The organism is Ancylobacter oerskovii (genome assembly GCF_018390555.1).
Classification (GTDB): Bacteria; Pseudomonadota; Alphaproteobacteria; order Rhizobiales; family Xanthobacteraceae; genus Ancylobacter; species Ancylobacter oerskovii.
Map to the genome: position 1 here is coordinate 409777 of NZ_JAHBGB010000006.1, position 14693 is coordinate 424469.

The 14693-nt window shown below is 70.9% G+C and carries 14 protein-coding genes and 1 tRNA gene; 8 read left to right on the forward strand and 7 right to left on the reverse strand.

The annotated features are described in order from the left end of the window. Positions 1-113: 113 nt before the first annotated feature. The gene (gene mfd / locus KHC19_RS07050; RefSeq protein ID WP_213351632.1) at positions 114-3656 is read right to left on the reverse strand and encodes a transcription-repair coupling factor; all 3543 of its coding nucleotides are present in this window, start codon (positions 3654-3656) and stop codon (positions 114-116) included. After that, the gene (locus KHC19_RS07055) at positions 3653-3949 is read right to left on the reverse strand and encodes a succinate dehydrogenase assembly factor 2 (RefSeq protein ID WP_213351633.1); all 297 of its coding nucleotides are present in this window, start codon (positions 3947-3949) and stop codon (positions 3653-3655) included. The genes mfd and KHC19_RS07055 overlap by 4 nt, the downstream gene beginning before the upstream one ends. 580 nt (positions 3950-4529) lie before the next feature. Between KHC19_RS07055 and recG the strand changes: the two genes are divergently transcribed. The 3 genes from recG to mobA all read left to right on the forward strand — a co-directional run bounded on the left by recG (position 4530) and on the right by mobA (position 7791). Then, the gene (gene recG, locus KHC19_RS07060) at positions 4530-6611 is read left to right on the forward strand and encodes an ATP-dependent DNA helicase RecG (protein WP_213351634.1); all 2082 of its coding nucleotides are present in this window, start codon (positions 4530-4532) and stop codon (positions 6609-6611) included. A gap of 164 nt (positions 6612-6775) precedes the next feature. Beyond that, positions 6776-7171 (forward strand): YbaN family protein, encoded by a 396-nt coding sequence (locus KHC19_RS07065; RefSeq protein WP_246548329.1) that lies wholly within the window; start codon positions 6776-6778, stop codon positions 7169-7171. Next, on the forward strand, positions 7168-7791 hold the full coding sequence (gene mobA, locus KHC19_RS07070; protein WP_213351635.1) for a molybdenum cofactor guanylyltransferase MobA: 624 nt from the start codon (positions 7168-7170) through the stop codon (positions 7789-7791). Before KHC19_RS07065 ends, mobA begins: the two co-directional genes overlap by 4 nt. Before the next feature lie 33 nt (positions 7792-7824). Here mobA and mobB read toward each other — a convergent pair whose 3' ends face one another. Next, the gene (mobB, locus tag KHC19_RS07075; RefSeq protein WP_213351636.1) at positions 7825-8346 is read right to left on the reverse strand and encodes a molybdopterin-guanine dinucleotide biosynthesis protein B; all 522 of its coding nucleotides are present in this window, start codon (positions 8344-8346) and stop codon (positions 7825-7827) included. Positions 8347-8433: 87 nt separating this feature from the next. On the opposite strand from mobB, the gene KHC19_RS07080 reads away from it, so the two are divergent. After that, a complete protein-coding gene (locus KHC19_RS07080; protein ID WP_213351637.1) occupies positions 8434-8679 on the forward strand; it encodes a sulfurtransferase TusA family protein in 246 nt (81 codons plus the stop codon). Between the two features lie 3 nt (positions 8680-8682). On the opposite strand, the gene KHC19_RS07085 is transcribed toward KHC19_RS07080, so the two are convergent. The 4 genes from KHC19_RS07085 to KHC19_RS07100 form a co-directional block, all read right to left on the reverse strand. Continuing rightward, complete coding sequence (locus KHC19_RS07085; RefSeq protein WP_213351638.1) at positions 8683-8976, reverse strand: DUF2218 domain-containing protein; 294 nt, start codon at positions 8974-8976, stop codon at positions 8683-8685. Between the two features lie 154 nt (positions 8977-9130). Then, complete coding sequence (locus KHC19_RS07090; RefSeq protein WP_213351639.1) at positions 9131-10057, reverse strand: cyclase family protein; 927 nt, start codon at positions 10055-10057, stop codon at positions 9131-9133. Between the two features lie 171 nt (positions 10058-10228). After that, complete coding sequence (locus tag KHC19_RS07095; protein WP_246548331.1) at positions 10229-10897, reverse strand: arylesterase; 669 nt, start codon at positions 10895-10897, stop codon at positions 10229-10231. Positions 10898-11027: 130 nt separating this feature from the next. Then, positions 11028-11699, reverse strand: a complete 672-nt coding sequence (locus KHC19_RS07100; protein WP_213351641.1) for a YoaK family protein — start codon at positions 11697-11699, stop codon at positions 11028-11030. A 279-nt stretch (positions 11700-11978) separates the two neighbouring features. Here KHC19_RS07100 and KHC19_RS07105 point away from each other — a divergent pair. The 4 genes from KHC19_RS07105 to KHC19_RS07120 all read left to right on the forward strand — a co-directional run bounded on the left by KHC19_RS07105 (position 11979) and on the right by KHC19_RS07120 (position 14629). Then, positions 11979-12053: transfer RNA gene (locus KHC19_RS07105), tRNA-Thr, on the forward strand. 267 nt (positions 12054-12320) lie between these two features. Then, positions 12321-12515 carry a hypothetical protein gene (locus tag KHC19_RS07110; RefSeq protein ID WP_213351642.1) on the forward strand — a complete coding sequence of 65 codons (195 nt, stop codon included), beginning with the start codon at positions 12321-12323 and terminating at the stop codon, positions 12513-12515. A 154-nt stretch (positions 12516-12669) separates the two neighbouring features. After that, the gene (gene murA / locus KHC19_RS07115; RefSeq protein WP_213351643.1) at positions 12670-13959 is read left to right on the forward strand and encodes a UDP-N-acetylglucosamine 1-carboxyvinyltransferase; all 1290 of its coding nucleotides are present in this window, start codon (positions 12670-12672) and stop codon (positions 13957-13959) included. Positions 13960-14119: 160 nt separating this feature from the next. Further along, on the forward strand, positions 14120-14629 hold the full coding sequence (locus KHC19_RS07120; protein ID WP_213351644.1) for a DUF2948 family protein: 510 nt from the start codon (positions 14120-14122) through the stop codon (positions 14627-14629). The last annotated feature ends 64 nt before the right edge of the window (positions 14630-14693 follow it).

Below are 14693 nucleotides of genomic sequence, written 5' to 3' on the forward strand. Positions count from 1 at the left end.
GAGGCGCGAGCGCAGCGAGCCTCGAAGGACGCAGGCCCGCCCCAACTCCCCCACCCCTGAAACAGCGCCGGCACCATCCGCCCCCAACCGGCAGACGCCCCAGCCGGCGCGCCCTACGCCGCCTTCGCGCCGGCGTCGGCGATCTTCGCCAGTTCCTTCAGGATCGCGCCCACGCCCTTCAGCCGCGCATTGGCGGTGCTCCAGTCGTCGGAAAACACCACCTTCAGGTCCGGGCGCACCTTGGCGATCACGTTCGGCTTGCCGAGATAGGCCACCAGCCCCGCCGGATTGGGGAACTCGTTGTCGCGGAAGGTCAGCACCGCCCCGCGTGGGCCGGCATCGACCTTCTCGACATTGGCGCGCCGGCACATCGCCTTGATCGCCACCAGCTTGAGGAACTGCTTCACCTCCTCCGGCGCCGGGCCGAAGCGGTCGACCAGCTCGGTGCCCACCTGGTCGATCTCCTCCTCGGTCTCGAGGTCGGCGAGGCGGCGATAGAGGTTCAGCCGCACATGCAGGTCGGCGACATAGTCCTCCGGGATCAGCACCGGCGCGCCGATGGAGATCTGCGGCGACCACTTCTCCGCCACCGGCGCGGTGATGCCGGCCTTCAGATGCGCGATCGCCTCCTCCAGCATCTCCTGGTAGAGCTCGTAGCCGACCTCCTTGATGTGGCCGGACTGCTCGTCGCCGAGCAAATTGCCGGCGCCGCGTATGTCGAGGTCGTGGCTGGCGAGCTGGAAGCCGGCGCCCAGCGTATCCAGCGATTGCAGCACTTTCAGCCGCTTCTCCGCCTGCTGGGTGATCTGCTTCTCGGCCGGCAGGGTGAAGATCGCATAGGCCCGCGTTTTCGAGCGCCCCACCCGCCCGCGCAGCTGGTAGAGCTGGGCGAGGCCGAACATGTCGGAGCGATGGATGATCAGCGTGTTGGCATTGGGCACGTCGAGGCCGGATTCGACGATGGTGGTGGAGAGCAGCACGTCGAACTGCCCGTCATAGAAGGCGGACATGATCTCTTCCAGCTGCGTCGCCGCCATCTGGCCATGCGCCACCGTGACCTTCACCTCCGGCACGTTCTTGTCGAGGAACTCCTTCACCTCGCCGAGGTCCTCGATGCGCGGGCAGACATAGAAGCTCTGGCCGCCGCGATAGCGCTCGCGCAGCAGCGCCTCGCGCACGATCAGGGGGTCGAAGGGCGTCACGAAGCTGCGCACCGCCAGCCGGTCCACCGGCGGCGAGGCGATGATGGAGAGCTCGCGCACCCCGGTCATGGCGAGCTGCAGCGTGCGCGGGATCGGCGTCGCGGTGAGCGTCAGCACATGCACCTCGGCGCGCAGTTGCTTCAGCTTCTCCTTGTGGCCGACACCGAAATGCTGCTCCTCGTCAACGATGACGAGGCCGAGATCCTTGAAATGGATGGTCTTGCCGAGCAACGCATGCGTGCCCACGACGATGTCGACGGTGCCGTCGGCGAGGCCCTTCTTGGTCTCGGTGAGCTCCTTGCCCGGCACCAGGCGCGAGGCCTGCCGCACCACCACCGGCAGCCCCTTGAAGCGCTCGGAGAAGGTCTTGAAGTGCTGACGCGCCAGCAGCGTGGTCGGCACCACCACCGCCACCTGCTTGCCGTTGAGCGCCACCGCAAAGGCCGCGCGCAGCGCCACTTCGGTCTTGCCGAAGCCGACATCGCCGCAGACGAGGCGGTCCATCGGATGGCCGGAGCCGAGATCGTCGAACACCGCTTCGATCGAGGCTTCCTGGTCCTCGGTCTCCTCATAGGGGAAGCGGGCGCGGAACTCGTCATAGAGCCCCTCCGCCGGCACGAGGCGCGGCGCTTCCTTCAGCTGCCGCTCGGCCGCCACCTTGATCAGCTCGGCCGCCATCTCGCGGATGCGGCTCCGCATCTTGGCCTTGCGCGCCTGCCAGCCGCCGCCGCCCAGCCGGTCGAGCTGCGCCTCGGTGTCCTCCGAGCCGTAGCGCGACAGCAGTTCGAGATTCTCCACCGGCAGGAACAGCTTGGAGCCTTCCGCATAGTGGATCTCGAGGCAGTCGTGCGGCGCGCCCATCGCCTCGATGGTCTTGAGGCCCACGAAGCGGCCGATGCCGTGGTCGACATGCACCACGAGGTCGCCGGCGGTCAGCGCCGACAATTCGGAGATCACGTCCTGCGGCCGGCGCGCCTTGCGCTTGGGGCGCACCAGCCGGTCGCCGAGAATGTCCTGCTCGCCGATCACCGCCAGCGCGTCGGTCTCGAAGCCGCTCTCGATGCCGAGCACGCAGACGCCGAGCGCGCCCTTGGGCAGCTTCTCGGCGGCGTCGCGCGAGCCGATCCGCTGCGTGCCCTTCAGCCCGTGGTCGCCGAGCACGGTGGTGAGGCGGTCGAGCGAGCCCTCCGACCATGCGGTGACGACCGTGCGCTTCTTCCCCGCCAGCTCGCGCAGATAGGTCGCCGCCGCCTCGAAGACGTTCCCCTCCGGGTCGGCGCGCTCGGGCGCGAAGGAGCGCGCCGGCCGGCCGTCGAGGTCGATCACGTCCTTCGACGGCGGCACGGCGAAGGCGGTCAGCGCCACGGCGGGCGCCTCCTCGCGGCGCTTCGCCCATTCGGCATCGGTAAGGTAGAGCCGGTCCGGCGGCAGCGGCTTGTAGGGGGCGCCGCCACCCAGCATGCCCTGCCCGGGATGCGCGCCCTGCAGATCCTGGCTTTCCCGCCGCGCGTCGTAATAGTCGCGGATCTGCGCCAGCCGCTCGCCAGCCGCTTCAGTGCCCTGCGCCTCCATCACGATCGGGCTGTCGCCGGTATAGTCGAACAGCGTGTCGAGCCCGTCATGGAACAGCGGCAGCCAGTGCTCCATGCCGGCATAGCGCCGGCCCTCGCTCACCGCCTCATAGAGCAGGTCGCCGCGCTGGGCGGCGCCGAACTGCGCCACATAGGCCATGCGGAAGCGCCGCATGGTCTCGGTGGTCAGCTGCAACTCGCTCATCGGCACCAGTTCGAGGGCGCGCATCTGCGCCGCGGTGCGCTGGGTCTCGGGATCGAAGGAGCGGATCGATTCCAGCGTGTCGCCGAAGAAATCGAGCCGCACCGGCATCGGAAGTCCCGGCGGGAACAGATCGACGATGCCGCCGCGCACCGCATATTCGCCGGTGTCGCGCACGGTGGGGGTGCGGATGAAGCCGTTCACCTCCGCCCATTGCGTCACCTCGTCGAGCGACAGCGCATTGCCCGGCGCCGCCGAGAAGGACTGCGTGCCCACCAGCTTTCGCCGCGGCACCCGCTGCAAGGCGGCGTCCACGGTGGTGAGCACCACCGAGCCGCCCTCGCGGCCCTTCACCCGCGCGAGGCGGGCGAGCGTCGCCATCCGCCGCGCCACGATGTCGGCATGCGGCGAGGCGCGGTCATAGGGCAGGCAGTCCCAGCCGGGGAAAGCCAGCCGCTCCACCTCCGGCGCGAAGAAGGCGAGCGCGCGCTCCAGTTCGGCCATGCGCTCGGCGTCGCGGCAGATCACGGTGAGCGTCGGCCAGGCGGCCTCGTCCCTGGCCGCCAGCGCGCGGGCGAGGTCGCCGATGACCAGCCCCTCCATGCCGGCGGGCACATTGGCGAGGGTCACCGTCCGCCCGGGGGCGAGACGGTCGATGAGCGCGGAATGGGCTTTGGTCATATTTCGGGAAGGCCTTCCCCGGAGAGATGGAAGCGGCGGAAACGCTGGAACATCGGCGTGTCGAACGGCGCCGGGGCGTTGCCGGAGTTGACCCAGTACAGGATGTCCGGGTCCTCGATCTCGATCAGCAGCTCGAAGGCGTCGACCTCCTCCTCGCTCATCTCCGGCAGCAGGGCGTCGGCGAAGCGGCCCATCAGCAGGTCCATCTCGCGCGTGCCGCGATGCCAGGCACGGAAGAGAAGCCGCCGCCGGCGAGGGTCGAGCCCCGCGCTCGAGCGCGTGGTTCCGGTCATTCGCATACGCCTCGTTGTGGCCGGCCGATCGGCGGTCGGCGAGAAAGGTCCAAAGGGCGCCGCCCTCTTAGCGCGCCCCGCCCCGCCTGTCAGGTAGGCAATGGGATGGCATTAGGGAAGTGGCCCGCGCTCATGGCCGGGTTGCTCCGCGCGTGCCCCCGGGGCGCGGCAGGGCGCGGGGGATAGGGAAAAGCCGGCTCCCGAGGCACCTACCCAGCAGAACCCCCTCATCCTGAGGCGCGAGCGCAGCGAGCCTCGAAGGAGGCCCGGTGAGGCGCATCCGCCCCGCGGGACCATCCTTCGAGGCCCACCTGACGGCGGACACCTCAGGATGAGGGCGCGCTTGTGGAAGCGTGGGCAAAGCTACACGCGGAAGCGACCAGCCACACACGCCGTCATCCCCGGGCTTGGCCCGGGGATCCACGCCTTCCACCGGCACGGCGTTTCCGGCGGCCCTGAAGAGGCGGAGGACCGGGACAAGCCCGGCCATGACGACCGGAGCACCGCATGCTCTCCAGCCGGGGGACAGCCCGCCCCGTCCGATTGCACCCCCGCGCCTCTTCCGCCACAGTCCGGCGCCATGCGCCCGGACGCCCTCAACCCCTATTTCGCCGCCGTCACCGACCTGTCGGGCATCGGGCCGAAGCTCGCCCGTCCGTTCGGCCGGCTGCTCGGCCGGCCGGAAGGCGCGCGCGTGCTGGACCTCCTCCTGCACCTGCCCTCCTCCACCCTCGACCGCCGCGCCCGCCCGACCATCGCCCAGCTCGCCGCCGGCGACCTCGCCACGCTGCGCGTGCATGTCGACCGCCATGTCCCCACCCCGCCCGGCTCGCGCGCGCCCTATCGCGTCTACGCCCATGACGAGACCGGCGACCTGGCGCTGATCTTCTTCGCCGCCGACCGCCGGCGCATGGAGCACATGCTGCCCGTCGGCGAGGACCGCTGGGTGTCCGGCACCGTACAGATGTATGACGGCCTGCCGCAGATCGTGCATCCCGACCGGGTGCTGGACGATGCCGGGATCGCCCGGCTGCCGCCCGTCGAGCCGGTCTATCCGCTGGTGGAAGGGCTGGGCCAGGGCCATGTCCGCCGCGCCATCGCCGGCGCGCTGCAGAAGACCGGCCCGCTGCCCGATTGGGGCTCCCTGCCCGGTGCGCCGGAATTCCACGCCGCCCTCGCCGGCATCCACCAGCCGCAGGACACCGCCGATGCCACGCCCGCCGGCACCGGCTGGCGCCGCCTCGCCTATGACGAATTGCTGGCCGGCCAGCTGGCCCTCGCTCTGGTGCGCGCCCGCACCGTGCGCAAGACCGGCCGGCCCGTCACCGGCACCGGCGTGCTGACGGCGAAACTCCTCCAGGCCCTGCCCTTCGCGCTCACCTCTTCGCAGGAGACGGCGCTCGAGGCCATCCGCGCCGACCTCGGCTCCGGCAACCGCATGCTGCGCCTGCTGCAGGGCGATGTCGGCTCCGGCAAGACGGTGGTAGCGCTGCTCGCCGCCGCCACGGTGATCGAGGCCGGCCATCAGGCGGCGATCATGGCGCCGACCGAAATCCTCGCCCGCCAGCACCTCAAGACCATCGCCCCGCTCGCCGAGGCCGCCGGCATTCGCGTCGCCGTGCTCACCGGGCGGGAGAAGGGCAAGGCCCGCGGGGCTCTCCTCGATGCCCTGATGCAGGGCGAGATCGACCTCGTCATCGGCACCCATGCGCTGTTCCAGGAGGGCGTCGGCTTCCGCGATCTCGCGCTCGCCATCGTCGACGAGCAGCACCGCTTCGGCGTGCACCAGCGCCTCGCCCTCGCCGCCAAGGGTGAGGCGGTGGACGTGCTGGTGATGACCGCCACGCCGATTCCGCGCACGCTGGTGCTCACCTATTTCGGCGACATGGATTCTTCCGAGCTGAGGGAGAAGCCCAAGGGCCGCAAGCCGATCGACACCCGCATGGTGGCGATGGACCGGCTCGACGAGGTGATCGCCCGCCTCGGCCACGCCTTGCAGGAGGGCCGCCGCGTCTACTGGATCTGCCCGCTGGTGGAAGAATCCGAAACCTCCGATCTCGCCGCCGCGCAGGAGCGTTTCGAGGATCTGCGCCAGCATTTCGGCGCCGCCGTCGGCCTCGTGCACGGCAAGATGAAGGGCGCCGAGAAGGACGCCGCCATGGCCGCCTTCGCGCGCGGCGAGACCCGCATCCTCGTCGCCACCACCGTCGTGGAGGTCGGCGTCGACGTGCCCGAAGCCAGCATCATCGTCATCGAGCATGCCGAGCGCTTCGGCCTCGCGCAGCTGCACCAGCTGCGCGGGCGGGTCGGGCGCGGCGACGTCGCCTCGACCTGCCTCTTGGTCTATCGCCGCCCGCTCGGCGAGGTCGCCCGCGCCCGGCTGGAGGCGCTGCGCGAATCCGACGACGGCTTCTTCCTCGCCGAGAAAGATCTGGAACTGCGCGGCGAGGGCGACCTGCTCGGCACCCGCCAGAGCGGCCTGCCCGGCTTCCGCGTCGCCCGGCTGGAGGTGCATGGCGATCTCCTGGAGCGCGCCCGCGCCGAGGCCCGCGCCGTCGTCGCCGCCGACCCGGATCTCCTCGGCGAGCGCGGCCGGGCCTTGCGCCTGCTGCTGCACATCTTCGAGCGCGACGTCGCGGTGAAGCTGCTCGAGGCCGGCTAGGGCCATGACCGCCTCGCGGGGCCGGCATCCACCCGGCATCGTGCCGGGGCTTCCGGGAAGGCCCGCATCCGTCCTAAGGTGGGGCCTCGCCAACCGGCGCCCATCCCGTGCGGATCTCTTCCCGCACGGATCGACACAGTCCGGCGACACCCTATATCCGGCCCATGATCGACCGACCCACCGTGTCCTCCCTCGCCGCCGCGCCCCTGCGCTGGGTGCTGTTCATCCTCGCCTGGATCTGCGTCGGCCTCGGCGTGGCCGGCATCGTGGTGCCGGTGCTGCCCGGCACGCCCTTCCTCATCCTCGCCGCCTGGCTGTTCACCCGCTCCTCGCCGCGCTTCGAGGCCTGGCTGCTGGCGCATCCCCGGCTCGGCCCGGCGGTGGTGGCATGGCGCGCACGGGGCGTGGTGCCGCGCTGGGCGCAGTTCTTCGCCACCGGATCGATGGCGGCGAGCTTCGTCCTGCTCTCCTTCACCGCCATCCCGCATATGGTGCTCGCCGGCCTCGGCGCGGTGATGCTCGCCGTCTCCGCCTATCTGCTCACGAGACCGGCCGCGTGACGACGAGCGCGCCGCCGGCCGCCATCCTCGGCGTGATTCTCGCCGGCGGCCTGTCGCGCCGCATGGGCGGCGGCGACAAGGGGCTGCGCATGGTCGCCGGCCGCCGCCTCCTCGACCGGGCGATCGAGCGCCTGACGCCGCAGGTCGGCGCCGTCATCCTCAGTGCCAATGGCGATCCGGCGCGCTTCGGCGTCGCCCTGCCGGTGGTGCCGGATCCGCTGCCGGATTTTCCCGGCCCGCTCGCCGGCCTGCTGGCCGGCATGGAGCATGCCGTCGCCCGCGCGCCCCGGGCGCGGCACATCCTCACCGTCCCGGCCGACTGCCCGCTGCTGCCGGAAGACCTCGCGACCCGGCTCGCCGCCGGCAAGGGCGAGGCGGCCGCCGCCATCGCGGCCTCCGGCGGACGCGACCACCCGGTGATCGGCCTGTGGGACGTCTCCCTCGCCCCGCTGCTGCGTCACCTGCTGGTCGCGGAAGGCGAGCGCCGCGTGCGCGCCTTCACCGCCCGCGCCGGTGCGGTGACGGTCGATTGGCCGGACGAGCCCTATGATCCGTTCCTGAACGTCAATACGCCGGAAGACCTGGCCGCCGCCGAGGCACTGATCGCCGGCAGCCGGTGAGCCGCAGCGCCTGCGACGCCGGGCCGCCGCCTCTCAGCCCGTCCGCCACTCCACGAGGTTCACCGCCGCCGCATGCGCCTCGACGAAATCGGCCACCGCCTCGGCGTCGTCGAGGTCGATCACCGGCACCGGCGCCTCCGGCAGCGGCGTGTCGGAGGCGATGGCCGCGATGAACGGGTCGGCGGGATACAGGAACGGCTTGCCGACTTCCGCCCGGTGGATCTCGATCTTCGGGTGACGGTCGCGCTTGAAGCCCTCCACCAGCACCAGGTCGACCGGCGCCAGCTTGGAGAGGAGTTCCGGCAGCTCCGGCTCTGATGCACCACGCAGCTCATGCATTAGTGCCCAGCGCATCGCGGAGGCGACCAGCACCTCGCTCGCCCCCACCACGCGGTGGGTGTGCGAATCCTTGCCGGGCACGTCGACGTCGAATGCGTGATGCGCATGCTTGATGGTGGAGACCTTCAGTCCCCGCCCGACCAGCACTGGGATCAGCCGGGCGAGCAGCGTTGTCTTGCCCGCCCCGCTCCAGCCGGCGAAACCCATCACGCGCATCGACGTCTCCTCTGTCGCGTCCCGCCGGTGCCTCGCGGCTTGCCGGCCTCGCCCGTCCGCCTTAAGCGGGAAGCGGGAGTGACCTAGATGCAATCTGCCGCCTCGCCCGACAAGCCCCGACGCCTCGACCTGAAGGGCCTGAAATGCCCGCTGCCGGCGCTACACACCCGCCGGGCGCTGCAACGTGCCGCGCCGGGCGAACGCTTCGAGGTGGTCTGTACCGATCCGATGGCGGTGATCGACATCCCCCATCTCGTCGGCCAGCTCGGCGACGTGATGGAAGCCAGCGAGCGGCGCGAGGCCGAGCTCGTCTTCCTCATCCGCAAGGCGTGAGGGTCAACCCTCGTCGCGCCAGTCGAAGGGCAGCGGCGCCTCGCGAAAGGCGAATCGGTCGAGATGGCGGGCCACCACGCCCTTCATCCGCTCCAGCGTCTCGCCGTCGACCGCCTCCAGCCGCACGCCGAGCGCCAGCGGGTCGGCATGCAGCGTGGCGACGGTGTTTTCCGGCAGCACGATCCGGCCGTCCTCCGGGGTGAAGCTGACCTCGAACTTGTGCGCCCAGTGCTTGCAGAGCTGCTGCAGATAGCGGCTGGCATGGGCGGTCGGCACGGTGGCGGCGCTGTTGGGCATGGGTTCAGGCTCACATGAGGATCGAGAACATTTCTCTAATACGCTGATTTCAAAGGATCCACCGCCGAGAGTTCTCCTCACCGGAGTGTGAGGGAAGCGCATGGCTCGCCGACGCCGGGACTGGGGCCGGGGCCGGCACGCCATGCGCGGCTCCTCAGGGCGTCGGCCGGAACACGCCGTCGGCGTCGCGCTTCAGTGGCGCGGCCTGCGTCGGCAGCGGCGCGCCGGGCGCGTCGAGCACCGAGACGCCCTCCTTCCAGTCGGCCGGGGCGATGGCGATGTAGCGGGCATAGCCGCCCGAGCCGCCGAGCGGCTTGGCGAAGCCGATCGTCACCAGCGCCCCGCTCTCCGGCACCTTGTCGAGATTGGCGACGCCCTCCGCCTGGGCGAAATTGTTGTGCATCAGCCAATGCTCGCCTTCCAGCGTCGGCGTGGTGTCGGTGTCCAGCGGCTCATGGCCGTGGAACAGGATCTTGCGCTCCAGATGCAGGAACTTCAGCGCCGCGAGGCTAACGCCGGGAAACGGCGCCTTGCCGAAGCGCTCCCTGTCGCCCCACTTCTTGTACCAGTCGGAGCGCACGAACACGACCGCCCCTTCCGGGATGCGCCCATGCTCGGTCTCCCACGCCTCGATGTCGGCGACCTGCAGGTGATAGCCCTCGTCGGCCGCCACCTTGCCGGAGATGTCGATCACCGCCAGCGGGCGGATCGCGAAGCTCGCCGGCAGGTCGGAGATGGTGGCGCCCTTCGGGTTCCAGTGCGAGGGCGGGTCGAGCTGGGTGCCGTACTGGTCGGTGGTCAGCTCATAGGCCGAGGCGACGAAGCCGTGCTTCTCATAGGTGAATTCCTCGCCCTTCTTCACATAGCCCTCGATGTCCCGCCCGGCGACGGCCGGCTTGAACACCGCATTGCCGAAGCCCGGCCACACCGGCTGCACCGGCTCGAAGGCATGGGTGAGGTCGATATATTTGGCGCCCTTCAGCGACTGCTCGTAGATCTTCCACAGCGGCGGCTCCTCGGCGCGGGCGACCCCGCCGAGGACGCCCAGCGCGGCCAGTGCCGCGATCGTCATACGCATCATGTCCAGCCTCCGGCGCTTCCCGTTCGGTGAAGCGCCAGCCTCCGGCCTTTGGCGGCGGCGCACAAGATGGCGGGCGGCGACGTTTCTTCCCGATTCGACGCGCCCGGCAGAATGCCGATCCCTGCTCCGCCGGCCGGGAAAGTCACCGGCGAGCGCGGGCTTTCCCGCCTTTCACCCACCGCCCGGCCTCGCCGCCTCGGCGGTGCGAATGCCGGCCAGCCAGTTCTCCACCGTCGGCAGGATGCGCGCGACGATCACCTCGACGCCGGCGGCATTGGGATGCATCCGGTCCGGCAGGTTGAGCGACGGGTTTCCCGCCACGCCGGAGAGGAAGAACGGGTAGAGCGGAATCCCGTGCTTGCGGGCCAGCCGCGGATAGAGGGCGTGGAAGTCGGACATGTAGATCAGCCCCTTGCGCGAGGGGGCCCACATGCCGGCCAGCAGCACGGGAATGCCGCGCGCCTTCAGCCGGGTGATGATGGTGTCGAGCGCCCGCTCGGTGAGGGCGAGGTCGAGGCCGCGCAGCGCATCATTGGCGCCGAGCTCGAGAATCACCCCGTCGGTTCCGCGCGGCACGGCGCGCTCCAGCCGCTCCAGCCCCGAGGTCGCGGTATTGCCGGAAACCCCGGCATTGCTCACCACGACGTCGTGTCCGCGCTCCCGCAGCGCCGCCTGCAGCCGGGCGGGAAAGGCATCGCCCGGCGACAGGCGGAAGCCGGCGGTGAGGCTGTCGCCGAACGCCACGAGGCGCAGCGTCTCCGCCTGCGCCGCGCCGACCAGCATCAGCCACAGCACCACCGGCGCGACGCGGACGAGGAACCCCAGTCGGCCGCTGGTCATGAAGGCCGCCGCCATCCGCATCCGTCCCCGCCCGTCGAGCCCATGGCGCCGCCCCGTCTCCGTTGCATCCGCCCGCAGGCTAGCACGGCGCCGGCGGCCGGCCGGCAACAAGCGCGTGTACGGGGTTGCCCTATTGGCCGCTATCGCCCGCCAGCAAGGGGAGGATGGCGAAGAGCGGCGGCAGCAGGAACGCCCACACGCCGAGCCCGATGAACAGCCCGGCGGCGACCAGGCAGCCCAGCGCGAAGGCGATGACGGAAGGCAGCATCCGCCGGATCCGCGCCGTCGCCTCGCCCCGCGTCTCGGCCGGCGCCCGCTGCAGCAGCGAGGCGACGTCGAGCATGATCTGGGTGGTGGTCATGGTCATCACCGTCGTCGGCGGCGCGCTTGCCAGATGCAGGCGATGGGTGGCGTTCTGCATCGCCATGGCGGCGACCAGCACCATGCCGGTCGCCAGCGCCTGCCAGGCGTCGCCATCCGGGAACGGCCCGAAGCGGATGGCGAAGCCCGCCGCCGCGGCCAGCAGCCCCGCCTTGGCGCAGAGCAGCAGCCGGAAGGCCGGCAGCCCCCGCTTCCGCAGCGCGCCACCCAGCAGCTGGGTCGCCACCACGATCACGCAGAACACCGGCAGCGCCAGCAGCTTGGCGACGGCCCCGGAGGTGCCGTGGGCCAGCGAGGCGCCGAAGGTGACGAAGTTCCCGGTGACATGGGTGGTGAACAGCCCGTGCAGCGACAGGAAGCCGAGCGTATCGACATAGCCGCCATTGAGGCTCAGCAGCAGAGGCGTGCGGGTTGCGTTCATCGGCGGGCTGTCCTCCGTTGCGGATCGGCGCTCCCCGGCTCCGCTTTGCCGGAAACGGGAAGCCATATTGCGCCCGCCATTTTCCGCGTGTCGACAGGCTTGCATCCCGCACCGGGCGAGGACGCCCGGAGGGGAGGCAAGGCGCCCGACGCCCCCGCGGAACCGGGCAAGGCGGCGAGAACCGCCGGAACGGGCTGTGAATGACCTTACACCGGGCTTGCGCCCCGGGGCCGGCTGTGGCAAAGGTCGCCCCGCTTTCGGGGAGCACCTCCCCGGCGAGCTGCGGTAGCTCAGTGGTAGAGCACTCCCTTGGTAAGGGAGAGGTCGAGAGTTCAATCCTCTCTCGCAGCACCATCCTCCCGAAAAATCAGCACGTTGCATCGGTTTTCGCACTCCGCCCGTGAAGTGTCGTCCGGCGAGGCGGCGACTCGCGATCCCCTGCGGTGCGGCACGGGCCTGCGCGGCCTCCCACCTTCTGCCGCGCGCTGATTCGCGGAACGGCCACATCCCGTGCGACCCGGGCGCCGACTTCCAGCCTGCCCCCGCCCGCTCCCCCCTCGGCTGGACAGCGCCGCCCTGCCGGTGCCAGAGAGGGACGCCATTGCCGTGGGAGGGTCGCCGATGCGCCGCAAGGACGATGCCGAAGCCGAGGAGCGCGCCCGGCGCCTCGCCGCCGCGCTGCGCGAGAATCTCAAGCGGCGCAAGGCGCAGGCGCGCGGGCGCGATGCCGCCGACGCCCCGTCACCTTCCCCCGATACCCCCTCGCCCGCCGCGGCGCCGTCCCCGCAATCCCCCGCCGGCGAGAACGAGGACTGACGCCGCCGGCCGGCGAATTGCCGCGCCGCCCGCCACGCGCTAGGACTGGCGATCAATGTGGGGGAAGCGCCGCGCGAATCGCGGTTCCCCGGATGAGAACCACTGCCGCCGCGAGCGCCTCGACGCCTCGCCCCGGCGAGGGAGCACGACATAGATGGACCGCATCCGCATCGTCGGCGGCAACCCGCTCAACGGGTCGATTCCGATCTCCGGCGCCAAGAACGCCGCGCTGCCGCTGATGATCGCCGGCCTGCTCACCGACGAGAAGCTGGTGCTGGAAAACGTGCCGCGCCTCGCCGACGTGGCGCTGCTGCAGCGCATCCTCGGCAATCACGGCATCGACATCACCGTGGCCGGCAAGCGGCGGGGCGATGATGCCTATGCCGGGCAGACGCTGGAAATCGACGCCCGCGTCATCGTCGACACCACCGCGCCCTATGATCTCGTCTCGCGCATGCGGGCCAGCTTCTGGGTCATCGGCCCGCTGCTGGCGCGCATGGGGCAGGCGCGGGTGTCGCTGCCGGGCGGCTGCGCCATCGGCACGCGGCCGGTGGACTTCCATCTCGACGCGCTGCGCGCGCTCGGCGCCGAGATCGAGATCGACGCCGGCTATGTCATCGCCCGCGCCCCGAAGGGGCTGAAGGGCGCGCGCGTGGTGTTCCCGAAAGTATCGGTCGGCGCCACCCACACCGCGATCATGGCCGCCAGCCTCGCGGATGGCGAGACCATCCTCGAGAACGCCGCCCGCGAGCCGGAGATCGTCGACCTCGCCGATTGCATCAACGCCATGGGCGGGCGCATCGAGGGCCAGGGCTCCCCGATCATCCGCATCGTCGGCGTGCCACGCCTCAAGGGCGCCCGCCACGCGGTGCTGCCGGACCGCATCGAGGCCGGCACCTATGCGATGGCGGTGGCGATGACCGGCGGTGACGTGATGCTGTCCGGCGCCCGCGCCGATACGCTCGAATCCGCCCTCGATACGCTGCGCGAGGCCGGCGCGGAACTCACCGTCTCCAATGAAGGCCTGCGCGTGAAGCGCAACGGCGCCGGCATCGCGCCGGTGGAGGTATCGACCGCCCCCTTCCCCGGCTTCCCCACCGACCTGCAGGCGCAGCTGATGGCGCTGACCACCCGCGCCCGCGGCACCTCGAAGATCACCGAGACCATCTTCGAGAATCGCTTCATGCATGTGCAGGAGCTGGCCCGGCTCGGCGCCCGCATCCATCTCGACGGCGATACCGCCACCATCGAGGGCGTGGAACGGCTCACCGGCGCCCCGGTGATGGCGACCGACCTGCGCGCCTCGGTGTCGCTGGTGATCGGCGCGCTGGCGGCGGAGGGCGAGAGCATGATCCACCGGGTCTACCATCTCGACCGCGGCTTCGAGCGGCTGGAGGAGAAGCTCTCCGCCTGCGGCGCGCAAATCGAGCGTCTGGCCGGCTGAGGCGGCGGGCGCCGCCTCTCCGGGCGCCCTCCTTCCGATCCCCGGCCTGCCTGTCTGCGCTTGCAGGCATTCCGCTCGTCGGCATCCCACTTGTCCGCCCCACTTGCGGCCGGCGGGCTGCCGCTCCATCTGTGCGCGGTAAGCGACGCGGAGAACGGAAATGGGCAGCGGCCTCAAGCTGATTGCGCTCGACGACGAGGATCTCGCCGTCCTGTCGGTGCATCTCCAGGATGCGGTGGTGACGGTCGGCGACATGGCGTTCCAGCCCGGCGACCGACGCTTCGTCATGCTCGCCAACCGGTTCGATTGGGAAACCGCGGTGCAGAAGGAACTGGCGGCGGAGGGCGTCGGCGCGCAAGGCGACGTGGCGCTCGATCTCGGGCCGGCCGGCAAGGCGCCGTCGGGCTGCGTGCGGCGGCGGGCGGGCGTCCGCTTCGAGCATGTACTGGGCGCGCGGGTGCGCGGCATCGACCTCAAGCGCAAGCGCGACGTGCTGAACCTTTTGCTCGTCACCTTCGAGCCGACCAGCTCTCCCTCCGGCACCGTCACCTTCACCTTTTCCGGCGGCGGCCAGCTGCAATTGACGGTGGACTGCCTGGAAGCCGGCGTCGAGGATCTCGGCCCCGCCTGGGACGCCAAGGGCACGCCCTGCCACGACAAGACGGCGTGACCTCACGGCCCTACCCCGCCATCCGCGTCGCCGGGCGGCACGCACCTTCGCCTTCAAGCTCGAT

Excerpts from the sequence above, each read along its gene's own strand:
- recG (WP_213351634.1), top strand. The coding sequence starts at position 4,530 with ATGCGCCCGGACGCCCTCAACCCCTATTTCGCCGCCGTCACCGACCTG.
- KHC19_RS07120 (WP_213351644.1), top strand. The coding sequence starts at position 14,120 with ATGGGCAGCGGCCTCAAGCTGATTGCGCTCGACGACGAGGATCTCGCC.
- KHC19_RS07065 (WP_246548329.1), top strand. The coding sequence starts at position 6,776 with ATGATCGACCGACCCACCGTGTCCTCCCTCGCCGCCGCGCCCCTGCGC.
- KHC19_RS07095 (WP_246548331.1), bottom strand. The coding sequence starts at position 10,897 with ATGACCAGCGGCCGACTGGGGTTCCTCGTCCGCGTCGCGCCGGTGGTG.
- KHC19_RS07090 (WP_213351639.1), bottom strand. The coding sequence starts at position 10,057 with ATGATGCGTATGACGATCGCGGCACTGGCCGCGCTGGGCGTCCTCGGC.
- mfd (WP_213351632.1), bottom strand. The coding sequence starts at position 3,656 with ATGACCAAAGCCCATTCCGCGCTCATCGACCGTCTCGCCCCCGGGCGG.
- KHC19_RS07080 (WP_213351637.1), top strand. The coding sequence starts at position 8,434 with ATGCAATCTGCCGCCTCGCCCGACAAGCCCCGACGCCTCGACCTGAAG.
- KHC19_RS07110 (WP_213351642.1), top strand. The coding sequence starts at position 12,321 with ATGCGCCGCAAGGACGATGCCGAAGCCGAGGAGCGCGCCCGGCGCCTC.
- mobB (WP_213351636.1), bottom strand. The coding sequence starts at position 8,346 with ATGCGCGTGATGGGTTTCGCCGGCTGGAGCGGGGCGGGCAAGACAACG.
- KHC19_RS07100 (WP_213351641.1), bottom strand. The coding sequence starts at position 11,699 with ATGAACGCAACCCGCACGCCTCTGCTGCTGAGCCTCAATGGCGGCTAT.
- murA (WP_213351643.1), top strand. The coding sequence starts at position 12,670 with ATGGACCGCATCCGCATCGTCGGCGGCAACCCGCTCAACGGGTCGATT.
- KHC19_RS07055 (WP_213351633.1), bottom strand. The coding sequence starts at position 3,949 with ATGACCGGAACCACGCGCTCGAGCGCGGGGCTCGACCCTCGCCGGCGG.
- KHC19_RS07085 (WP_213351638.1), bottom strand. The coding sequence starts at position 8,976 with ATGCCCAACAGCGCCGCCACCGTGCCGACCGCCCATGCCAGCCGCTAT.